The organism is Streptomyces sp. NPDC046335, from assembly GCF_055587985.1.
Map to the genome: position 1 here is coordinate 272,339 of NZ_JBVJFF010000006.1, position 17,020 is coordinate 289,358.

Annotated in this window: 18 protein-coding genes and 2 pseudogenes; 10 read left to right on the plus strand and 10 right to left on the minus strand. The window is 72.2% G+C overall.

What is annotated here, in order from left to right:
* The first annotated feature begins 139 nt into the window (after positions 1 to 139).
* The 5 genes from ACZ6JY_RS16670 (at position 140) to ACZ6JY_RS16690 (ending at position 4,474) form a co-directional block, all read left to right on the plus strand.
* Positions 140 to 712 carry a TetR/AcrR family transcriptional regulator gene (locus ACZ6JY_RS16670; RefSeq protein WP_469196605.1) on the plus strand — a complete coding sequence of 191 codons (573 nt, stop codon included), beginning with the start codon at positions 140 to 142 and terminating at the stop codon, positions 710 to 712.
* A gap of 59 nt (positions 713 to 771) precedes the next feature.
* Entirely contained in the window at positions 772 to 1,368 is a 597-nt protein-coding gene (locus tag ACZ6JY_RS16675) for a DUF4865 family protein (protein ID WP_469196607.1), read from the plus strand.
* Entirely contained in the window at positions 1,362 to 2,306 is a 945-nt protein-coding gene (locus tag ACZ6JY_RS16680; protein ID WP_469196609.1) for a phosphotriesterase family protein, read from the plus strand. Before ACZ6JY_RS16675 ends, ACZ6JY_RS16680 begins: the two co-directional genes overlap by 7 nt.
* A gap of 126 nt (positions 2,307 to 2,432) precedes the next feature.
* Positions 2,433 to 3,032, plus strand: a complete 600-nt coding sequence (locus ACZ6JY_RS16685; protein WP_469196611.1) for a TetR/AcrR family transcriptional regulator — start codon at positions 2,433 to 2,435, stop codon at positions 3,030 to 3,032.
* 182 nt (positions 3,033 to 3,214) lie between these two features.
* A complete protein-coding gene (locus ACZ6JY_RS16690; RefSeq protein WP_469196613.1) occupies positions 3,215 to 4,474 on the plus strand; it encodes an MFS transporter in 1,260 nt (419 codons plus the stop codon).
* A gap of 22 nt (positions 4,475 to 4,496) precedes the next feature.
* Here the strand turns inward: ACZ6JY_RS16690 and ACZ6JY_RS16695 are convergent, their stop codons facing one another.
* The gene (locus ACZ6JY_RS16695; protein ID WP_469196615.1) at positions 4,497 to 5,729 is read right to left on the minus strand and encodes an ROK family protein; all 1,233 of its coding nucleotides are present in this window, start codon (positions 5,727 to 5,729) and stop codon (positions 4,497 to 4,499) included.
* 230 nt (positions 5,730 to 5,959) lie between these two features.
* Between ACZ6JY_RS16695 and ACZ6JY_RS16700 the strand changes: the two genes are divergently transcribed.
* Positions 5,960 to 7,153 (plus strand): MFS transporter, encoded by a 1,194-nt coding sequence (locus tag ACZ6JY_RS16700; RefSeq protein ID WP_469196617.1) that lies wholly within the window; start codon positions 5,960 to 5,962, stop codon positions 7,151 to 7,153.
* On the opposite strand, the gene ACZ6JY_RS16705 is transcribed toward ACZ6JY_RS16700, so the two are convergent.
* Complete coding sequence (locus tag ACZ6JY_RS16705; protein ID WP_469196619.1) at positions 7,134 to 7,256, minus strand: hypothetical protein; 123 nt, start codon at positions 7,254 to 7,256, stop codon at positions 7,134 to 7,136. The two genes, ACZ6JY_RS16700 and ACZ6JY_RS16705, sit on opposite strands and share 20 nt — an antisense overlap.
* A gap of 70 nt (positions 7,257 to 7,326) precedes the next feature.
* Here ACZ6JY_RS16705 and ACZ6JY_RS16710 point away from each other — a divergent pair, with 70 nt between their 5' ends.
* Positions 7,327 to 8,070, plus strand: coding sequence for a maleylpyruvate isomerase family mycothiol-dependent enzyme (locus ACZ6JY_RS16710; protein ID WP_469196622.1), 744 nt, complete (start codon positions 7,327 to 7,329; stop codon positions 8,068 to 8,070).
* Between the two features lie 11 nt (positions 8,071 to 8,081).
* Here ACZ6JY_RS16710 and ACZ6JY_RS16715 read toward each other — a convergent pair whose 3' ends face one another.
* The 4 genes from ACZ6JY_RS16715 to ACZ6JY_RS16730 form a co-directional block, all read right to left on the minus strand.
* The gene (locus ACZ6JY_RS16715; protein ID WP_469196624.1) at positions 8,082 to 8,489 is read right to left on the minus strand and encodes a MarR family winged helix-turn-helix transcriptional regulator; all 408 of its coding nucleotides are present in this window, start codon (positions 8,487 to 8,489) and stop codon (positions 8,082 to 8,084) included.
* Positions 8,490 to 8,604: 115 nt separating this feature from the next.
* Positions 8,605 to 9,270: a response regulator transcription factor gene (locus tag ACZ6JY_RS16720; protein ID WP_469196626.1), complete on the minus strand. Its 666-nt coding sequence runs from the start codon at positions 9,268 to 9,270 to the stop codon at positions 8,605 to 8,607.
* The gene (locus tag ACZ6JY_RS16725; protein WP_469196628.1) at positions 9,267 to 10,541 is read right to left on the minus strand and encodes a sensor histidine kinase; all 1,275 of its coding nucleotides are present in this window, start codon (positions 10,539 to 10,541) and stop codon (positions 9,267 to 9,269) included. The genes ACZ6JY_RS16720 and ACZ6JY_RS16725 overlap by 4 nt, the downstream gene beginning before the upstream one ends.
* A 115-nt stretch (positions 10,542 to 10,656) precedes the next feature.
* Positions 10,657 to 11,859: a geranylgeranyl reductase family protein gene (locus ACZ6JY_RS16730; protein ID WP_469196630.1), complete on the minus strand. Its 1,203-nt coding sequence runs from the start codon at positions 11,857 to 11,859 to the stop codon at positions 10,657 to 10,659.
* Positions 11,860 to 11,994: 135 nt separating this feature from the next.
* On the opposite strand from ACZ6JY_RS16730, the gene ACZ6JY_RS16735 reads away from it, so the two are divergent.
* The gene (locus tag ACZ6JY_RS16735) at positions 11,995 to 13,350 is read left to right on the plus strand and encodes a M20/M25/M40 family metallo-hydrolase (protein WP_469196632.1); all 1,356 of its coding nucleotides are present in this window, start codon (positions 11,995 to 11,997) and stop codon (positions 13,348 to 13,350) included.
* Between the two features lie 43 nt (positions 13,351 to 13,393).
* Here ACZ6JY_RS16735 and ACZ6JY_RS16740 read toward each other — a convergent pair whose 3' ends face one another.
* Positions 13,394 to 14,434, minus strand: coding sequence for an NUDIX hydrolase (locus ACZ6JY_RS16740; RefSeq protein ID WP_469196634.1), 1,041 nt, complete (start codon positions 14,432 to 14,434; stop codon positions 13,394 to 13,396).
* A 288-nt stretch (positions 14,435 to 14,722) separates the two neighbouring features.
* On the opposite strand from ACZ6JY_RS16740, the gene ACZ6JY_RS16745 reads away from it, so the two are divergent.
* Together ACZ6JY_RS16745 and ACZ6JY_RS16750 are read left to right on the plus strand one after the other, a co-directional pair.
* Entirely contained in the window at positions 14,723 to 15,109 is a 387-nt protein-coding gene (locus tag ACZ6JY_RS16745) for an STAS domain-containing protein (RefSeq protein WP_469196636.1), read from the plus strand.
* Between the two features lie 123 nt (positions 15,110 to 15,232).
* Entirely contained in the window at positions 15,233 to 15,424 is a 192-nt protein-coding gene (locus tag ACZ6JY_RS16750; protein WP_469196638.1) for a CsbD family protein, read from the plus strand.
* A gap of 140 nt (positions 15,425 to 15,564) precedes the next feature.
* On the opposite strand, the gene ACZ6JY_RS16755 is transcribed toward ACZ6JY_RS16750, so the two are convergent.
* From ACZ6JY_RS16755 to ACZ6JY_RS16765, 3 genes and pseudogenes are all read right to left on the minus strand, one after another.
* Positions 15,565 to 16,098, minus strand: coding sequence for a DUF4352 domain-containing protein (locus ACZ6JY_RS16755; RefSeq protein ID WP_469196640.1), 534 nt, complete (start codon positions 16,096 to 16,098; stop codon positions 15,565 to 15,567).
* A gap of 98 nt (positions 16,099 to 16,196) precedes the next feature.
* A pseudogene (locus ACZ6JY_RS16760) lies at positions 16,197 to 16,885 on the minus strand (carbohydrate ABC transporter permease); the annotation flags it as partial.
* Between the two features lie 5 nt (positions 16,886 to 16,890).
* Positions 16,891 to 17,007, minus strand: a pseudogene (locus ACZ6JY_RS16765) (sugar ABC transporter permease); the annotation flags it as partial.
* Positions 17,008 to 17,020: the final 13 nt, after the last annotated feature.

The window sequence follows — 17,020 nt, forward strand, 5'->3', positions numbered from 1 at the left end:
AGACTCGCTCCGCGAGGCGTGCCGAGTCGTCGTACGGCCAGCGTCACCGCACGTACGACGGCGGGAGTACGCGGCGCCGGATCGACTGCTCCACGGCCACGACACCGTCTCTGTACCTACTAGTATGTACAGTGCTCTCATGAGCACTCCCGAGCGTCTGATCGAGGCCACCCGCGAACTCCTGTGGGAGCGCGGATACGTGGGCACGAGCCCCAAGGCGATCCAGCGGCACGCGGGCGCCGGGCAAGGCAGTATGTACCACCACTTCGCGGGCAAACCCGACCTGGCGCTCGCCGCGATCCGGCGCACCGCCGACGAGTTGCGCCGCACGGTCGAGGACGTGCTGGGCGGCGACGGACCGGCGTACGCGCGCATCGAGGCGTACCTCCTGCGCGAGCGCGACGTGCTGCGGGGCTGCCCCCTCGGGCGGCTCACGATGGACCCGGACGTCATCGCCGACGACGCCCTGCGCGCGCCCGTCACGGAGACGCTCGACTGGCTGCGCGACCGGCTGGCCGCGATCGTGCGGGAGGGGCGCGAGCGGGGCGAGTTCGCGGCGTCGCTCGACCCGCACGAGACCGCGTCGGCGATCGTGGCGACGGTCCAGGGTGGCTATGTCCTGGCCCGCGCCTCCGGCTCACCGGCCGCCTTCGAGGCGGGCGCGCGCGGCCTGCTCGCCCTCCTCGCGTCGGCCACGCCCACCGCCGAGTGAGCCACCAGCCTCAGCCTCAGCCGAAGGAGTAGAGGAGTAGAGGAGTAGAGGAGTACACGATGCACGCCATGCAGTACGAGATCACGCTCCCCGCCGATTACGACATGGACGTCATCCGGCGCCGCGTCGCCACGAAGGGCCATCTGCTCGACGCGTTCCCCGGGCTCGGCTTCAAGGCGTACCTGATGCGCGAGCGCGGCAGGGACGGCTCCCCCGTCAACCAGTACGCGCCGTTCTACCTCTGGAACACCGCCCACGGCATGAACTCCTTCCTCTGCGGCCCCGGATTCCAGGGCCTCGCCGACGACTTCGGGCGGCCCGTGGTGCAGCACTGGACGGCCCTCTCGTACGAGGAGTCGCCCGCCGCCACGGCGACCGGCGCGGCCACGCCGAGGGCGGCGATACGCCACCGCCGGCCGATCCCCGAGGCGACGCCCCTGCCGGGGCTGGCGGACGAACTGGCGGACGAGGCCGAGCGGTTCATCCGCGAGGAGGGCGCGCTGTCCGCGCTGACGGCCGTCGACCCGCGGACCTGGGAGGCGGTGCACTTCTCTCTCTGGGAGCACGAGGCACCGCGGGGCGCCGGGGACGTCTTCGAGGTGCTGCATGTCTCGGCGCCTGAGCGGGCGAAGCTGCCGCGGGGGCGGCAGTGGTGACGCCGCCCGGCCCGGATCCCGCCCCCTCGGCCACGGTCCGTACCGTCCTCGGTGACATCCCCCCGGCGGATCTCGGCGTCTGTGACGCCCACGACCACCTCTTCCTCCGCAGCCCGCGACTACCGGGGCAGGAACTGGACTCACCCTCATCCGCGGCCGACGAACTGGCGGCGTTCCGCGCGGCCGGCGGTCGCGGCGTGGTCCAGTGGACGCCGCACGGCATGGGGCGGCGGGCGGAGCGGCTCCCCGCGCTCGCACGTGCGGCGGGGGTGCACGTGGTGGCCGCGACGGGCCTGCATCAGGCCGTCCACTACACCCCGAAGACACTGGACCGGCTCCGGGCGCACGGACTCGCGGAACTGTTCGTCCGTGAACTCACCGAAGGCATCGGGGAGTCGGGCGTACGGGCCGGGCTCATCAAGGTCGCGGGCGGCTTCCACGGGCTCGACGCCCACGCCCGCCTGACGATGGCGGCAGCGGCCGAGGCCCACCACGCGACGGGCGCCCCGATCGCCGTACACCTGGAGCTGGGCACGGCCCCGCTCGACGTACTCGACCTCCTCTGCGCCGATTCGGCGGTGCCGCCGCACAGAGTCATCCTGGGCCACCTCAACCGCTCCCCCGACCTCACCGTCCACCGCCTCGCCGCCGAAAGCGGCGCCTACTTGGCTTTCGACGGCCCTTCCCGCGCCCACCACGCGACGGACTGGCGCATGCCGGACGCGGTGCGCGCCCTGGTCGAAGCGGGCTTCGGCGACCGCCTCCTCCTCGGCGGCGACACGACGACGGCGGGGGCGAGGTCGGTCGACGGCGGCCCGGGCATGCCGCACCTGCTGCGCGGGGTACGCCGACGGCTCGAACTCGCGGTGGGCGAGGAGCCCGTACGGCAGATCCTCGCGGTCAATCCGGGGCGGGCCTTCGCGGTGAAGTGGGGCTAGACCGGCCCAGGGCGCAGGACTCGGGACTCGGGACGCAGAACCCAAGGACCCAGGACCCCAGGACCCAATTTCCGGCTCGCCTTTCGGTATTGCACTGTTCATTCCAAAACCTGTACGGTTTCCCGCATGGCCCGACCGAGGACTTTCGACGAGGAGCGGGCCCTGGAGGCGGCGATGCACGCGTTCTGGGCGAAGGGCTACGAGGCCACTTCGACCCAGGACCTCTGCGAAGCCACCGGCCTGGGCCGCAGCAGCATCTACAACACCTTCAGCAGCAAGCACGACCTGTTCCGGCGCGCCCTCGCCCGCTACATGGAGGCCATGAACACCGGCCAGCTCGAAATCCTGGAGGACGTGGAGCGGCCGGCCACCGCGCGGCTGCGGGCACTGTTCGCCCGGGTGATCGACGGGGAGTTCGCTCAGCGCGAGGACGGGCACAGCATCGGGTGCCTCACCGTCAACACCACCGTCGAGCTCGCCGCGCGTGACCCCGAAGCCGCCGGAATGCTGGAGCGGGACCTCGCGCAACGGCTCGCCTCGATGGAGACCGCCATCCGGGCCGGTCAGCGGGACGGTGACATCACCTCGGCCCGGGACGCCGGGACCCTCGCGCGGTACCTCAACGCCGTCATCGGCGGCATGCGCGTCTCCGCGCAGGGCGGTGCCGACCGGGCCACCCTGGAGGCCATCGCAGAGACGGCGCTCGACGCGCTGGCGGTGCGCTGACGGTGCACTGACAGGGTCCGCCCTCAACCGTTCCGCACCCGCGCCACCGGGGCGACTCCGTCCGGCTCGGCCGCCACATCCCGCACCACCGTGGGTGACCCACCCATGCCCTTGTTTTGTACTGACCTATCCAAAACCATGAGACCAGCCTCGGTCCCACCACCTGACAGGAGTACGACGCCATGCCCCGCGCCGTATACGTACTGGCCCTCGGCATCTTCACCATGGTGACCAGCGAATTCGTCGTCGCAGGTCTCATGCCCCAGATGGCCGACGGCCTCGACGCCACGATTCCCGAGATCGGCTACCTCATCACCGCCTTCGCAGCCGCCATGGCCTTCGGCGGCCCCTTCCTCACCGTCGCTCTCCTGAGGTTGCGTCAGAAGAGTGCGCTGATGCTGCTCTTCGGCATCTTCCCCGCGGGCAACGTGCTCGCCGCCCTCGCGCCCGACTACCGCACCATGCTGGTGGCCCGCGTGGTCACCGGCATCGCGTCACAGGCCTTCTTCGGCGTCTCCCTCTCGCTGGTCTTCCGCATCACCGGGCCCGCGGTGCGTGGCCGTGCCGTCGCCGTGGCCCTCAACGGGCTGATGCTCGGCACGCTGCTCGGCCTGCCGCTCTCCACCGTCATCGGTGAACACCTGGGCTGGCGCGCGGCGTTCTGGGCCATCACGGCACTGACGGTGCTCGCCGCCCTGGCCACGCTCGCCGGAGTGCCGGGCGCCGACGGCGGCGCCGAGGAGAGCGGTGGCCTCCGGCAGGAACTGGGCGCCTTCCGCAACCCGCGGCTCTGGTTCACGCTCACCACCAGCACCTTCGTCATCGGCGCCACCTTCTCCGCCTTCAGCTACCTGAACCCGATCCTCACCGAGATCACCGGCTTCGCGACAGGAACCGTGCCGCTGCTTCTCATCGCGTACGGGGCGGCCACCGTCGTCGGCAACACGGTCGTGGGGCGGTTCGCCGACCGTCGTACGATCCCGGTGCTGCTGATCGGGCTCGCGCTGAACCTGGCCTTCCTCACCGGTTTCGCGCTCTTCGCCCAACTCTCCGTGCCCGCCGTGGTGTTGATGATGGGCATCGGCCTGGTCGGGGTGACGATGAACCCGGCCCTGGTGACCCGCGTCCAGCGCGTCGGCAACGCGCGGCCGCTGGTCAACACCGTCCACTCGTCGTTCATCACGCTCGGCATCATCATCGCCACCTCCGTCGGCGGCCCGGCCATCGACGCCTTCGGGCTGCGGGCACCGCTGTGGATCGGCGCGGGCCTCGCCCTGCTCGGGCTGGTCACACTGGTGCCGGACGTGCTGCGCCGCCGCCGGGCCGGTGGCGAGGCCGGGACGGCGCGTGAGCCGGAGCCAGAGTCGAAGTCGGAGTCGGAGCCAGAGCCGGAGCCGGCCGCCGAGCGGAAAACCGCGCCGGACCTCGCGGGAACCCTGTAGCCGAGGGCGCCCAAGGGGTCGTCTAGCCGAGCGCGCCCAGGGGGTCGTCGAGCACCGGCTGCCAGGCCAGCTCGGCGGCGCCCACCAGGCTGTTGTGGTCCAGCGTGCAGGCCAGGATCGGTACGCCGCCGCTCTGTCCCCACAGGCTCCGGTCCGCGACGACGGCACGCAGCCGCTCGGGGTCCGCCTCCAGGAGTGCGCGGTGCAGGCCGCCCAGGATGATGCGGTCCGGGTTGAGGATGTTGACCAGGCCCGCGAGCCCGAGGCCGAGCCGGTCGATCAGCGCTTCGGCTGCGGTGCGCACGGCAGGGTCGCCGTAGGCGTCACGCAGCAGTTCACGGGCCTGTACGAGCAGCCCCTCGGGGCCGGGTTCGCGGCCCGCCTCCGTCAGGAATGCCAGCGGGTCGGTCTCGACGTCGAGACAGCCGCGGCTGCCGCAGTAACAGGGCCGGCCCTCGGGGTTCACCGTGAGGTGGCCGACCTCCAGGGCGAGGCCTGAACTCCCGGTGTGCAGACGGCCGTCCAGGACGAGCGCGCCGCCGACACCGCGGTGTCCTGTCGCCACACAGAGCAGGTCCCGCGCGCCGCGGCCCGCGCCGTGGCGGTGCTCCGCGAGCGCGGCGAGGTTCACGTCGTTGGCGGCGAAGGCGGGGCCCGCGATCTTCGCGTCGCGTACGCAGTCGGTGAAGATCTGCCGTACCTGGGCGCCCGCGGGCCACGCCAGGTGCAGCGGGTTCAGCGCGGTGCCCTCCGGCTCGGCGACGGCGGACGGCGCGGCCAGGCCCGCCCCCACGCAGCGCCTTCCGGTCTCCCGCAGCAGCCGTGCGCCCGCCTCGACGACGGAGCCGAGGACCTGGGCGGGGTCGGCGTCGATGGTCTCGCAGCCGGGCGCGGTCGCCACGATGCGCCCGCCGAGGCCGACCAGAGCGGCCCGGAAGCCGTCGGCGTGCACCTGCGCGGCGAGCACCACGGGGCCGTCCTCCGCGACGGAGAGGCGGTGCGACGGCCTGCCCTGCGACCCTGCCGCAGCGCTCGGCTTCGCGTCGATCCGGATCAGGCCGAGCGCCTCCAGCTCGGCGGCCACGGCACCCGCGGTGGCGCGCGTGACGCCCAGCTCCGCGGTGAGCACGGCGCGCGTGGGGGCGCGCCCGGTGTGCACCAGTTCGAGCGCGGGTCCCAGCGCGCCGCGGCCTCGCTCCAGGCGGGTGCGGGTGGTCACTTCCCCCTCGGCGCGGGGGTCAGCCTTGCCGTTCATGAGGGGGAGTCTCCCATGGTCCGTACATGGCCAGGCCGTTCGGACGTCATCCGCTCGTTCCTCCCAGGGAACCACCACTGCCGCGCACCGCTCCCGCGACCGGCAGGTCTTACTCCACGGCAGGTACGCCTAGCCCTGGGACCCGTCCGCCTCGCTCCGCGGCCCGTACGCCCCGATCCGGCGCCCGTAACGCCTTGCTCCGTCGGGCATCCGCACTCTACCCTCACTTTGTGCCGCTACTAAACAAACTAGGGACCGCAGCGTCGCGGCCCGCTGTCCCCGACCTCCGCCGCCTGCGGATCGTGCTCACCGTCTTCTTCGCGCTCGACGGCTTCATCTTCGCCGGATGGGTCGTCCGCATCCCCGCCATCAAGGAACAGACGGGCGCGTCGACCGGCACGCTCGGGCTCGCGCTGCTCGGCGTCTCGGCCGGGGCGGTGATCACGATGATGCTGACCGGACGGCTCTGCCGCCGCTTCGGCAGCCACCGGGTCACCGTGGTCTGCGGCGTACTGCTCTCGCTGAGCGTGGCGCTACCGCCGCTGACCCACTCCCCGGCAGCGCTGGCCGCGGTGCTCCTGGTCTTCGGCGCCGCGTACGGCGGCATCAACGTGGCGTTCAACAGCGCCGCCGTCGACCTCGTGGCCGCGCTGCGCCGGCCGATCATGCCCAGCTTCCACGCGGCGTTCAGCCTGGGCGGCATGGTCGGCGCCGGCGTCGGCGGCCTCATCGCGGGGTCGCTCTCCCCCACCCGCCACCTCCTCGGCCTCACGGTGACCGGCCTGGTCGTCACCGCCGTCGCGGGGCGCGCCCTGCTGCGGATCGAGCCCCCGGCCCCGCCGAACGACGCCCGGTCCAAGGGCAGCGCCCCGCGCCGCCTCGACGCCCGTACCCGCGGCCTTGTCATCGTCTTCGGGCTCATCGCCCTGTGCACGGCGTACGGAGAGGGGGCGCTCGCCGACTGGGGCGCGCTCCACCTCGAAGAGGATCTGGCCGCCCACCCCGGGGTCGCCGCCGCGGGCTACTCGTGCTTCGCCCTGGCGATGACGGTGGGCCGCCTCAGCGGAACCGTCCTGCTCGAACGGCTCGGCCAGACCCGCGTGCTCGTGGCGGGCGGCGTCACGGCCGCCGCAGGCATGCTGCTCGGGGCGCTCGCCCCCGCCGTCTGGGCGGCGCTCCTCGGCTTCGCGGTCACCGGGCTCGGACTGGCCAACATCTTCCCCGTGGCCATCGAACGGGCCGGCGCGCTGGCCGGGCCCAGCGGCGTGGCGACCGCGTCCACGCTCGGCTACGGCGGCATGCTGCTCGGCCCGCCGGCCATCGGTTTCATGGCGGACTGGTTCACCCTGCCGACGGCGCTCACGAGCGTGGCCGCCCTGGCCGCGATCGCCGCCGCGATCGGCTTCACGACGCGCCGCCACTGACGACCGCGCCCCGCCACGGGCCGGGAGCGGCGGGTTGAAGGCGTTGCACGACGGTGATGACAGCGATGACGGTGAGGACAGCGACGACGGTGATGACAGCCATGACCGTGACGACGGTGACGACATCGTTCGATACCGGGATCCGCGTCCCCGCCGTCCGACACAATCCCCGCATGGACGTTTCCCGTTACATACGCGCAGTCGGCGACGAGGGCCTTCTGCTGGCCCGGGCGGCCGAGAAGGCAGGGACCGGGGCCAAGGTGCCCGCCTGCCCGGACTGGGAGGTGCGGGACCTGGTGCGGCACACCGGCATGGTGCACCGCTGGGCCACCGCGTTCATCGCCGAGCGGCGCACCGAGTTCCGGCTCGGCGGCGAGCTGCCCGAGCTGGACGGCGCCGAACTGCTCGGCTGGTTCCGCGAGGGGCACGCCGCGCTGGTCGACACACTCACCGCCACGCCGCCCGACGCCGAGTGCTGGACCTTCCTGCCCGCCCCCTCACCCCTCGCCTTCTGGGCCCGGCGGCAGGCGCACGAGACGACGGTGCACCGGACGGACGCCGAGTCCGCGTGCGGCGACAGGGTGTCGCCGATCGACGCGGAGTTCGCCGTGGACGGGATCGAGGAACTGCTGCTCGGCTTGCACAGCCGGGAGAAGAGCCGGGTCCGCACCGCCGGGCCACGGGTGCTGAGGGTGCGGGCCACGGACGCGCCCGCCGAGTGGACCTGGACCGTACGGCTCTCCGAGGGCCCGCCCGTGACGGAGCGCGGCGCGACGGCCGACGCCGACTGCGAGGTGTCGGGGCAGGCGGCCCGGCTCTATCTCGCGCTGTGGAACCGGCTGCCCTTCCCCGAGGTGTCCGGCGACCCCTCGCTCGCCGCGCTGTGGCGGGAGAAGTCGGCCATCGTGATGCGGTGAGCCCCGGGGGCTCAGACCGCCGGGGCGCCGGTGGTGAGCATGCGCTTCAGGACCGCCCGCTGCAACGGCCGCACCTCGCGGTGGAGCGCGCGCCCCTTGTCGGTGAGGGAGACCCGTACGCCCCGGCGGTCCTCACTGCACATGCAGCGCTCCACCAGGCCGTCCTTGTCCAGGCGTCCGATGAGACGGGAGAGCGCGCTCTGACTGAGGTGCATCTGGGAGGCGATCTCCTGCACGCGGAACGAGCAGCCGCCGTCGTCCGACGAGCCCTCGGCGAGGACGTCGAGCACCTCGAAGTCGCTCGCCCCGAGGCCGTGCGGATGCAGCTCGCGGTCGAGCTCGCACAGGGTGCGCGCGTGCACCGCGAGGATGTCGCGCCACTGGTCCACGAGCCCCTGCTCGGCCGTTTTCGCCGCCATGACATCGCACGGTAGCAGAGAAGACGCCGTTTATTGCATCGGAATCAAATGCACGTGCAGTAAATGCGTACGCATGACCTCTCGCCACGCATGAACTCACCGCTCCCGCGCCGGCTCAGCCCAGCCAGCCCGGCCGGACCAGGCCCGACTCGTAGGCGAGGACGACGAGCTGGGCGCGGTCACGGGCGGCCAGCTTCACCATGGTGCGGCTCACATGGGTCTTGGCGGTGAGGGGGCTGACGACCAGGCGGCGTGCGATCTCCTCGTTGGAGAGGCCGATGCCGACCAGCGCCATCACCTCACGCTCCCGCTCGGTGAGCGCGGCGAGGGCGTCGGCGGCGGCCGGTTCCTTGGAGCGGGCGGCGAACTCGGCGATCAGCCGGCGGGTCACGCCGGGCGAGAGCAGCGCGTCGCCCTCGACCACCGCCCGCACCGCGCGCAGCAGTTCGTCCGGCTCGGTGTCCTTGACCAGGAACCCGGACGCCCCGGCGCGGAGCGCCTCGAAGACGTACTCGTCGAGTTCGAAGGTGGTCAGCATGACGACCTTCACGGCGTCGAGGCCGGGCTCCCCGGTGATCCGGCGCGTCGCGGCGAGTCCGTCGAGCACCGGCATACGGATGTCCATGAGGACCACGTCCGGACGCAGCTCGCGCACCGTCCGCACCGCTTCCTCGCCATCCGCGGCCTCGCCCACCACCCCGATGTCCGGCTGCGCGTCGAGGAGCGCCTTGAATCCGGCTCTGACCAGCGACTGGTCATCGGCGAGCAGTACGCGGATCACTGGTCCTCCCGGGATGCGGTACGGGTCTTCGCGCCCCGGCCCGGAGGCAGTGGCAGCACAGCGGTGACCCGGAAGCCGCCGTCCTGGCGCGGGCCCGCCTCGATCGTGCCACCGAGGGCCGCGGCCCGCTCCCGCATCCCGGCAAGTCCGTTGCCGCTGCCGCCCGCTTCGGCACCCGTGGCGGGCCCGTCGTCGTCGACCCGCAGGGTGAGCGCGGCCCCCGCGTGGCGCACCAGCACGCGCGCGTGGCGTGAACCGGAGTGCCGTACGACGTTGGTCAACGCCTCCTGGACGATGCGGAACGCGGCCAGGTCCATGCCCGGCGGCAGCTTGGCGGGGGCGCCCTCGGTGGTGACGTCCACGGTCAGGCCCGCGCTTTCCGCCTGCTCGACGAGTTCGGGGAGCCGGTCGAGGCCGGGGGCCGGGGCGCGCGGCGCCTCACCCGGTGCGCGCAGGGTGGTCAGGACCTGGCGCACCTCGCCCAGCGCCTCCTTGCTGGCGGCTTTGATCGTGGTCAGGGCGGTGCGGGCCTGCTCGGGGTCGGAGTCGAGCAGGGCGAGGCCGACGCCGGCCTGGACATTGATGACGGAGATGCTGTGCGCGAGGACGTCGTGCAGCTCGCGCGCCATGCGCAGCCGCTCCTCGTCCGCACGCCGCTCGGCGGCCCGCGCCCGCTCGGCACGCTCCTTGGCCCACTGTTCACGGCGTACGCGGCCGAGTTCGGAGACGGCCACGATCGCGACGACCCAGACGGCGACCACGACCTCCTGGTTCCAGGAGCGGGCCCCGTCGTCGCCGGGCGGCAGCCACCGGTAGAGCCAGTGCGCGAGGATCAGATGCCCGGCCCAGAGCGCGCCGACGGCTCCCCATGCCGCGCACCGGTGCCCCGCGACGACCGCCGCGAAGCAGGCCACGGCGACGGCGAGGAGCACGGGGCCGTACGGGAAACCGGCGCCGAGGTAGACCAGCGTGAGCCCGGCGGTGATGGACGCGACGGCGGCCGGGTGGCGGTGGCGGAACAGCAGCACGGCCGTGGCGAGGAGCAGCAGCACCCTGGCCAGGGGGGTCAGCTGCTCCCGGTCGGGCTGGCCGTGCGCGGCGAAGCCGGAGCCGATCTGGACGAACGCGGTGAGCGCCAGCGTCGTCAGCCAGGGCAGCCGGCGCCCTGTGCCGTCCCGCGGCCCGTGGTTCCACCAGGGCGGGCCCTGCCGCCATGGTCCTCCCCGGGCGGGGAACGGACCGCCGGGTCCGCTTTCGCGCTGTTCGTCCATGGCGGTCACGCTAGACCGCGGGGCGCGCCGGCGGCGTCCGCCGGGCGAGGTGATCACGCGTACTCCCGCGGGAGTAGCCGTCTGCCTTCCGCCGGGGCCCGGTGGCCGGGACCCGCTAGCGGTCCAGGGAGTTCAGCGCCCGGCCCGCCAGCGGATGCGTCCGCACCAGCTCGCCCAGGGTCGTCGAGCCGCGGGTGATCCTCGCGAAGGCGTTCCACGCGGGGCGGAAGCCGGTGAGCACCGTGTGCAGGACGCCGGGGCGGCGCTCGAAGACCTTGAGCATGCGGCGCCCGACGCTCATCTCCACGCCGAGGCCCGCCTTGATGGCGAACGCGTAGTTCAACGCCTGGCGGCGGGCGTCCACCGCGTCGTGCGCCTCGGCGATGCGGACCGCCCACTCCCCCGCGAGCCGCCCGGAGCGCAGCGCGAAGGAGATGCCCTCACGGGTCCACGGTTCGAGGAGTCCGGCCGCGTCGCCGCAGACCAGGACCCGGCCGCGCGAGAGCGGCGAGTCGTCGCTGCGGCAGCGGGTGAGGTGTCCGGAGGAGATGCTGGGCTCGAATCCCGCGAGGCCGAGCCGGGCGATGAAGTCCTCCAAGTACCGCTTGGTGGCGGCGCCTTCTCCGCGCGCGGAGATCACGCCGACGGTGAGGGTGTCGCCCTTGGGGAAGACCCAGCCGTAACTGCCCGGCATCGGGCCCCAGTCGATGAGCACGCGGCCCGCCCAGTCCTCCGCGACGGTCGCGGGCACCGGGATCTCCGCCTCCAGGCCGAGGTCGACCTGGTCCAGCTTGACGCCGACATGGGCCCCTATACGGCTCGCGCTGCCGTCGGCGCCGACCACGGCACGGGCCAGGACGGTCTCGCCGCCCTGGAGCACGACGGCGGCGGTGCGCCGGTCGGGCACGTCGGGCCCGTGCTGCTCCACGCGCGCGACGGTGGCGCCGGTGCGCAGCTCGGCGCCCGCCTTCTGCGCGTGCTCGACGAGCTGCTGGTCGAACTCGGGGCGGTTGATGAGCCCGAAGAGCATCTGACGGGAGCGGCGGGTGCGCGTGAACTTGCCGTCGAGGGAGAACGTCACCGCGTGCACCCGGTCGCGGAAGGGCAGCTCGAAGCCGGGCGGCAGGGAGTCGCGCGAGGGGCCGATGATGCCGCCGCCACATGTCTTGTACCTCGGCAGGTCGGCCTTCTCCAGGAGCAGCACGCTGCGTCCCGCGACGGCCGCCGCATACGCCGCCGAGGCTCCGGCGGGGCCGGCTCCGACCACGACGACGTCCCACACGTGCCGGGCGTCGTCCGCTGAGTTCTCGCTGCTCACGTTGGTCTACCGCTCCTGATCCCGCTGTTGGCCGCGCTTTCCCCAGGCATCCTACGGCGGAGGCTTCCGGGTCCCTCTTGTGGGAGGATCACATATACCCACACGTACAACGTCGCACCTACGAGGAGCGTGCCCATGTCGCGGGATCCGATCGCCGAGACCATCGCCTCACTCATGCCGAAGGCGAAGGCGGAGCTCACCGAACTGGTGGCCTTCAAGTCGGTGGCGGACTTCGGCCAGTTCCCGCGGAGCGAGAGCGAGGCCGCCGCGAACTGGGTGGCCGACGCGCTGCGCGCCGAGGGTTTCCGGGACGTCGCGCTGCTCGACACCCCGGACGGCACGCAGTCGGTGTACGGCTTCCTGCCGGGCCCCGAGGGCGCCCCGACGGTCCTGCTCTACGCGCACTACGACGTGCAGCCGCCGCTGGACGAGGCCGCGTGGGTCACTCCGCCGTTCGAGCTGACCGAGCGGGACGGCCGTTGGTACGGCCGTGGCAGCGCCGACTGCAAGGGCGGCGTCATCATGCACCTGCTCGCGCTGCGCGCCCTGAAGGCGAACGGCGGCGTCCCGGTGAGCGTCAAGGTCATCGCCGAGGGCTCCGAGGAGCAGGGCACCGGCGGTCTTGAGCGGTACGCGGAGGACCACCCCGAGCTCCTCGCCGCCGACACGATCGTCATCGGTGACGCGGGCAACTTCCGGGTCGGCCTGCCGACGGTGACGTCGACGCTGCGCGGCATGACTCTCGTACGCGTCACGGTCGACACGCTTGAGGGCAACCTGCACTCGGGCCAGTTCGGCGGTGCCGCTCCCGACGCGCTCGCGGCGCTGGTGCGGGCCCTGGACTCGCTGCGCGCCGAGGACGGCTCGACGACGGTCGACGGCCTCACGGGTGACGCAGTCTGGGACGGTCTTCAGTACGAAGAGGACGATTTCCGCAAGGACGCCAAGGTCCTCGACGGTGTCGGCCTGATCGGTGGCGGCACGGTCGCCGACCGGATCTGGGCGCGCCCCGCCGTCACCGTCCTCGGCATCGACTGCCCGCCGGTGATCGGCGCGACGCCCTCCGTGCAGGCGGGCGCGCGGGCGCTGATCAGCCTGCGGGTGCCGCCGGGCGTCGACGCCGCTGAGGCGACGAAGCTGCTCCAGGCGCACATCGAGTCGCACACGCCGTGGGGCGCGCGGGTGCGCACGGAGCAGATCGGGCAGGGCCAGCCGTTCCGCGCCGACACGACGAGCCCGGCCTACGCGGCGATGGCCGAGGCGATGAGTGAGGCCTACCCGGGCCAGGAGATGCAGTACGCGGGCCAGGGCGGCTCGATCCCGCTGTGCAACACCCTCTCCACGCTCTACCCGCGGGCGGAGGTCCTGCTGATCGGCCTGAGCGAGCCGGAGGCGCAGATCCACGCGGCCAACGAAAGCGTGTCTCCCCAGGAGTTGGAGCGGCTCTCCGTGGCCGAGGCGCTGTTCCTGCGGAAGTACGCGGCGAGCTGACGTCCCGGGGCCGGGGGCGGGGCCGGCCGGGGGCGCCCCGCCGTCAGCCGAGCGGGATGCCCGCCTCCAGGTACAGCGGCGCGCCGCGTTCGCGTGCCCGCAGGGCCCAGCGGAGCCGTTCGTAGCGGACCGAGGGCAGCAGGTCGGCGGCTTCCCCCTCGGTGACGAAGCGGCAGCCGCGGAGCTCGGGGCCCGGCAGCAGGACGCGGCCGGCGTCGGCGCTGTCGAGCCTGCCGCCGTCGAAGAGGAACCGCATGCCGCCGTAGCCGGGCGGCTGCGGCGGCTCCCAGTCGGCGACGAGCAGGCGGGGCACTCCGCGCAGTTGTATGCCGGTCTCCTCGGCCACTTCGCGCACGCCCGCGCGCGCGGGAGCCTCGCCCGGTTCGACGACGCCGCCCGGGAACTCCCAACCCGCCTTGTACGTCGGGTCGACCAGCAGCACCCGGTCCTGCTCGTCGAAGAGCAGCACTCCGGCGGCGAGGGTCTCCGCGGTGGGCTCCGGCGTCTGCACGATGTCGCAGACGGACGCGTCCCCGTTCCGCACGGCTTCGGCGAGGCGGACCGCGGTCTCCCAGGGCGTGAGCGAGCTGGTGTCGACGCGGTGGGCGTCCGCGCCCAGCCACCCCGCGAGAGCCGCCCGGTAGGGCTCGATGTGGTCGAACGACCACTGCCGTACGCGCACATCGCCGTCGGGCAGGTCCGGCGGCACCGCCCGCCCGGATATCCGCGCCCGCAGGATCGTTTCCTCGGGGGCGAGCAGAATGTGGCGCACGGGAATTCTGCGCGAGGCGAGACCGCCGAAGATCTCGTCGCGGTACTCCTGGCGCAGCAGGGTCATCGGCACCACCAGGACGCCCCCCACTTCGGCGTGGATCGCGGCCGCCGTGTCGACGACGAGGCGGCGCCAGATCGGCAGGTCCTGATAGTCGCCGACTTCCGCCAGGTGTTTGGCAGGCAGCAAGTGCGACAGTGCGCCGCCGATGATCTCGGGGTCGAAGAGTGTGCTGTTCGGGATCAGCTCGATCAGTTCCCGTGCGGTACTGGTCTTGCCCGCACCGAACGCGCCGTTGATCCAGACGATCACGGTTCCCCCTCTTCCGTCGGCCCCCTGTGGCTTGCCCGCAACACCCTGCCACGGAAACCAAGCACTGACAGGGGGGCAACTCGACAGCCGGAAACCATGTCAAGCGATTGGCGCCAAGTTCACCCCAACGCGTGGTACCGGACTTTCGTGAATCGTTCCGGCACTCCAGAACACCCGAGTCCCCGCTAGCGTCACCCGGATAGGCGCCCCAGTCCCCGGTGCCCTGAAGAGGCATTCCCGTCGAGCTGCCCTCGCCAGGGCGGAGCGGCGCCGACACTGGGGGTATGGATGCGGCAGAGCGAACTGAGCGAATATACCTGCGGCGAGGTGAATCGGCCGCCCCGGGTGTACGGAATCGACCGGGCCATCGTCGTCGAATTGCACGGCGAGATCGACCTCGTGACGTATCAGCGCACGTTCCCGCTACTGGACGCCGTGGCCGCCGGACCCGAAGCGGTCGTGATCATCGACCTCAGTGAGGTCGGCTTCTTCGACTGCTCCGGAATCTCACTGCTGACGCGGGTGCACCGCCGCGTGACGGCCCGGGGCGGCACGATGCGCATCGTCTGCACCGACGCGCTGACCCTGCGCATGCTGCGTCTGACCCACCTCACCGAAGTCCTCGCCCCCGCCCCGACCTTGCGCGCGGCTCTGCTGGCTCCGGAGGAGGAGTAGCGAGCGACCGCCGCCGCCGACCCGCGACAGCCCCCGTCACACAGGGTGACGGTTGAACGCGCGCGCCGCGACACGCCGTCTTACGTTGAGCACGTAACACCCAGTGCGAACAGAGGAGCAGTCATGGGTGAACGTGGTGGCATGGACAAGCTCAAGGGCAAGGGCAAGGAGATGGCCGGCAAGGTGACCGGTGACGACCGGCGTGCGGCCGAGGGCAAGGCGGACCGCGCCAAGGGCGAGGCCAAGGACGCCATGGGCTCCGCCCGTGACAAGGCCAAGGGCGTGCGGGGCTCGATGAAGCGCGGCGGCTCCTGACGCTGCCCCTCCGGCCTGCCGGTCTTCCGGCTCCTACGGCCCTCTCGTGCCCCCTGCCGCGCGCCGGGGGCACGGCTGTGTCCGGCGTCGTCGGTCTCCGCGGGCGGGGCACGGCTGTGTCCGGTGCTCCGGGAACGGCCCTACCTCAGCTGCCACTCGCCCGTGTGGTCGGCCATGCCGGAATCCATGGTGAACTGCACGGCCGTCGCCGTGACGTCCGCCGGCACCTCGACGACCATCCAGCCGAGCGCCTTGGCCCCGGGCCTCAGCCGTACGTCGGCCGACATGGACGGTCCCGCGGTGATCTCGGCGAACGTCGTCCGGAACCACTGTCCGTCGGCGTCGGCGACCTGGACGCCGCTCTGCGGGCTGTCGGCGTAGGCCTTGGTCCCGGTGTTCACCAGACGGAACTGGATGCCGAGCCACCGTTTGCCCTTCCCGGGGGCGCTGGACCTCTCGGCGGACTTCGCGGGGTCGGCGACCTTGACCACCGTGACGTCGAGTCCGCTGCCGCCTTCGAGACCCGTGAGGCTGATCGTGTCCCCACTCCCGGACCCACCGGCGGAGACGGTCGCCTGGGGGCCGACGGCGACATCACCCTCGGTGGTGCCGCAGGCGGCGAGCGCGCCGAGTACGAGGACGGCGGCGGCGATGCCGCGGAGCCGGTTGCGCATGTTCCCCCCAGGGTGCGTACGGGATACCCGGAAAGGACTCGGGAGCGGCCCGAGGGGTTGCAGACGACATGCGTTCGACGGACGCCTGACGTCGGCGGACGCAGCAGCAGGAAGACCAGCACGGTCGGGAGCGCCACCAGGACGGAGCCCGCGGCCAGCAGGTCGTAGTCCGTGAAGAACTGACCGCGGAGATTGTTCAGCGAGGACGTGATCGGGAGGAAGTCGCTGTAGATCCAGGTGAATTCGAGCGTGGCGAGGGCCGCGAGCGCGGGGACGACACAACGGCAGCGTGATGCGCCAGAACTGCGCATGAAGTTGGGGAGCACGAATACGCAGAAGCGCAGAAGCCCATCTGGAACCCGACGTCGACGAGGATGAGCGCCCAGAACGAGTCGTAGAGCGTCACGGAGTCGGACATCCACCAGGGCAGCGGGATCTTCAGGAAGAGCGCGTAGAGCGGGACAACGATGACCTGCGGCGGCAGCAGATTGCCCGCGGTGAACAGCATCAGCAGGACCATTCCGCCACGTATGCGTACCCGCGAAACGGCGAAGGCCACGAAAGAGGCGAGGAACAGCGTCACGATCACCGCGGGCACGGCGATCAGCAACGTATTGGTGAAGTACGCGCCCATACCGGATTCGGTGTAGGCCTCGCGGTAGTAATCGAAGGAGAGCCGGTCCGGCCAGGAGAAGTAGCCGTGCTCCGCCGTCTCCTCGTACGGCCGCAGCGAGGCGTGGACGGCGAGCAGCAGGGGCGCGAGAAAGACCAGCGAGACGGCGGCCAGGAAGAGCGGGACGTCCCACCTAGCGTTTCTTGGACCAGGAACGCCACGATGAACCCCAGCGACACGATCAGCAGGACGACCGCGATGGCCGAGCCGAATCCGATGCGGCTCGCCTCGCCGACGGTGATCACTCCG

What these genes read in the sequence shown, in the direction of transcription:
- ACZ6JY_RS16670 (WP_469196605.1), top strand. Translation starts at nt 140, where the DNA reads ATGAGCACTCCCGAGCGTCTGATCGAGGCCACCCGCGAACTCCTGTGG.
- ACZ6JY_RS16675 (WP_469196607.1), top strand. Translation starts at nt 772, where the DNA reads ATGCACGCCATGCAGTACGAGATCACGCTCCCCGCCGATTACGACATG.
- ACZ6JY_RS16685 (WP_469196611.1), top strand. Translation starts at nt 2,433, where the DNA reads ATGGCCCGACCGAGGACTTTCGACGAGGAGCGGGCCCTGGAGGCGGCG.
- ACZ6JY_RS16690 (WP_469196613.1), top strand. Translation starts at nt 3,215, where the DNA reads ATGCCCCGCGCCGTATACGTACTGGCCCTCGGCATCTTCACCATGGTG.
- ACZ6JY_RS16695 (WP_469196615.1), bottom strand. Translation starts at nt 5,729, where the DNA reads ATGAACGGCAAGGCTGACCCCCGCGCCGAGGGGGAAGTGACCACCCGC.
- ACZ6JY_RS16705 (WP_469196619.1), bottom strand. Translation starts at nt 7,256, where the DNA reads ATGGCTGTCATCACCGTCGTCGCTGTCCTCACCGTCATCGCTGTCATC.
- ACZ6JY_RS16710 (WP_469196622.1), top strand. Translation starts at nt 7,327, where the DNA reads ATGGACGTTTCCCGTTACATACGCGCAGTCGGCGACGAGGGCCTTCTG.
- ACZ6JY_RS16715 (WP_469196624.1), bottom strand. Translation starts at nt 8,489, where the DNA reads ATGGCGGCGAAAACGGCCGAGCAGGGGCTCGTGGACCAGTGGCGCGAC.
- ACZ6JY_RS16725 (WP_469196628.1), bottom strand. Translation starts at nt 10,541, where the DNA reads ATGGACGAACAGCGCGAAAGCGGACCCGGCGGTCCGTTCCCCGCCCGG.
- ACZ6JY_RS16735 (WP_469196632.1), top strand. Translation starts at nt 11,995, where the DNA reads ATGTCGCGGGATCCGATCGCCGAGACCATCGCCTCACTCATGCCGAAG.
- ACZ6JY_RS16745 (WP_469196636.1), top strand. Translation starts at nt 14,723, where the DNA reads ATGCGGCAGAGCGAACTGAGCGAATATACCTGCGGCGAGGTGAATCGG.
- ACZ6JY_RS16750 (WP_469196638.1), top strand. Translation starts at nt 15,233, where the DNA reads ATGGGTGAACGTGGTGGCATGGACAAGCTCAAGGGCAAGGGCAAGGAG.
- ACZ6JY_RS16755 (WP_469196640.1), bottom strand. Translation starts at nt 16,098, where the DNA reads ATGCGCAACCGGCTCCGCGGCATCGCCGCCGCCGTCCTCGTACTCGGC.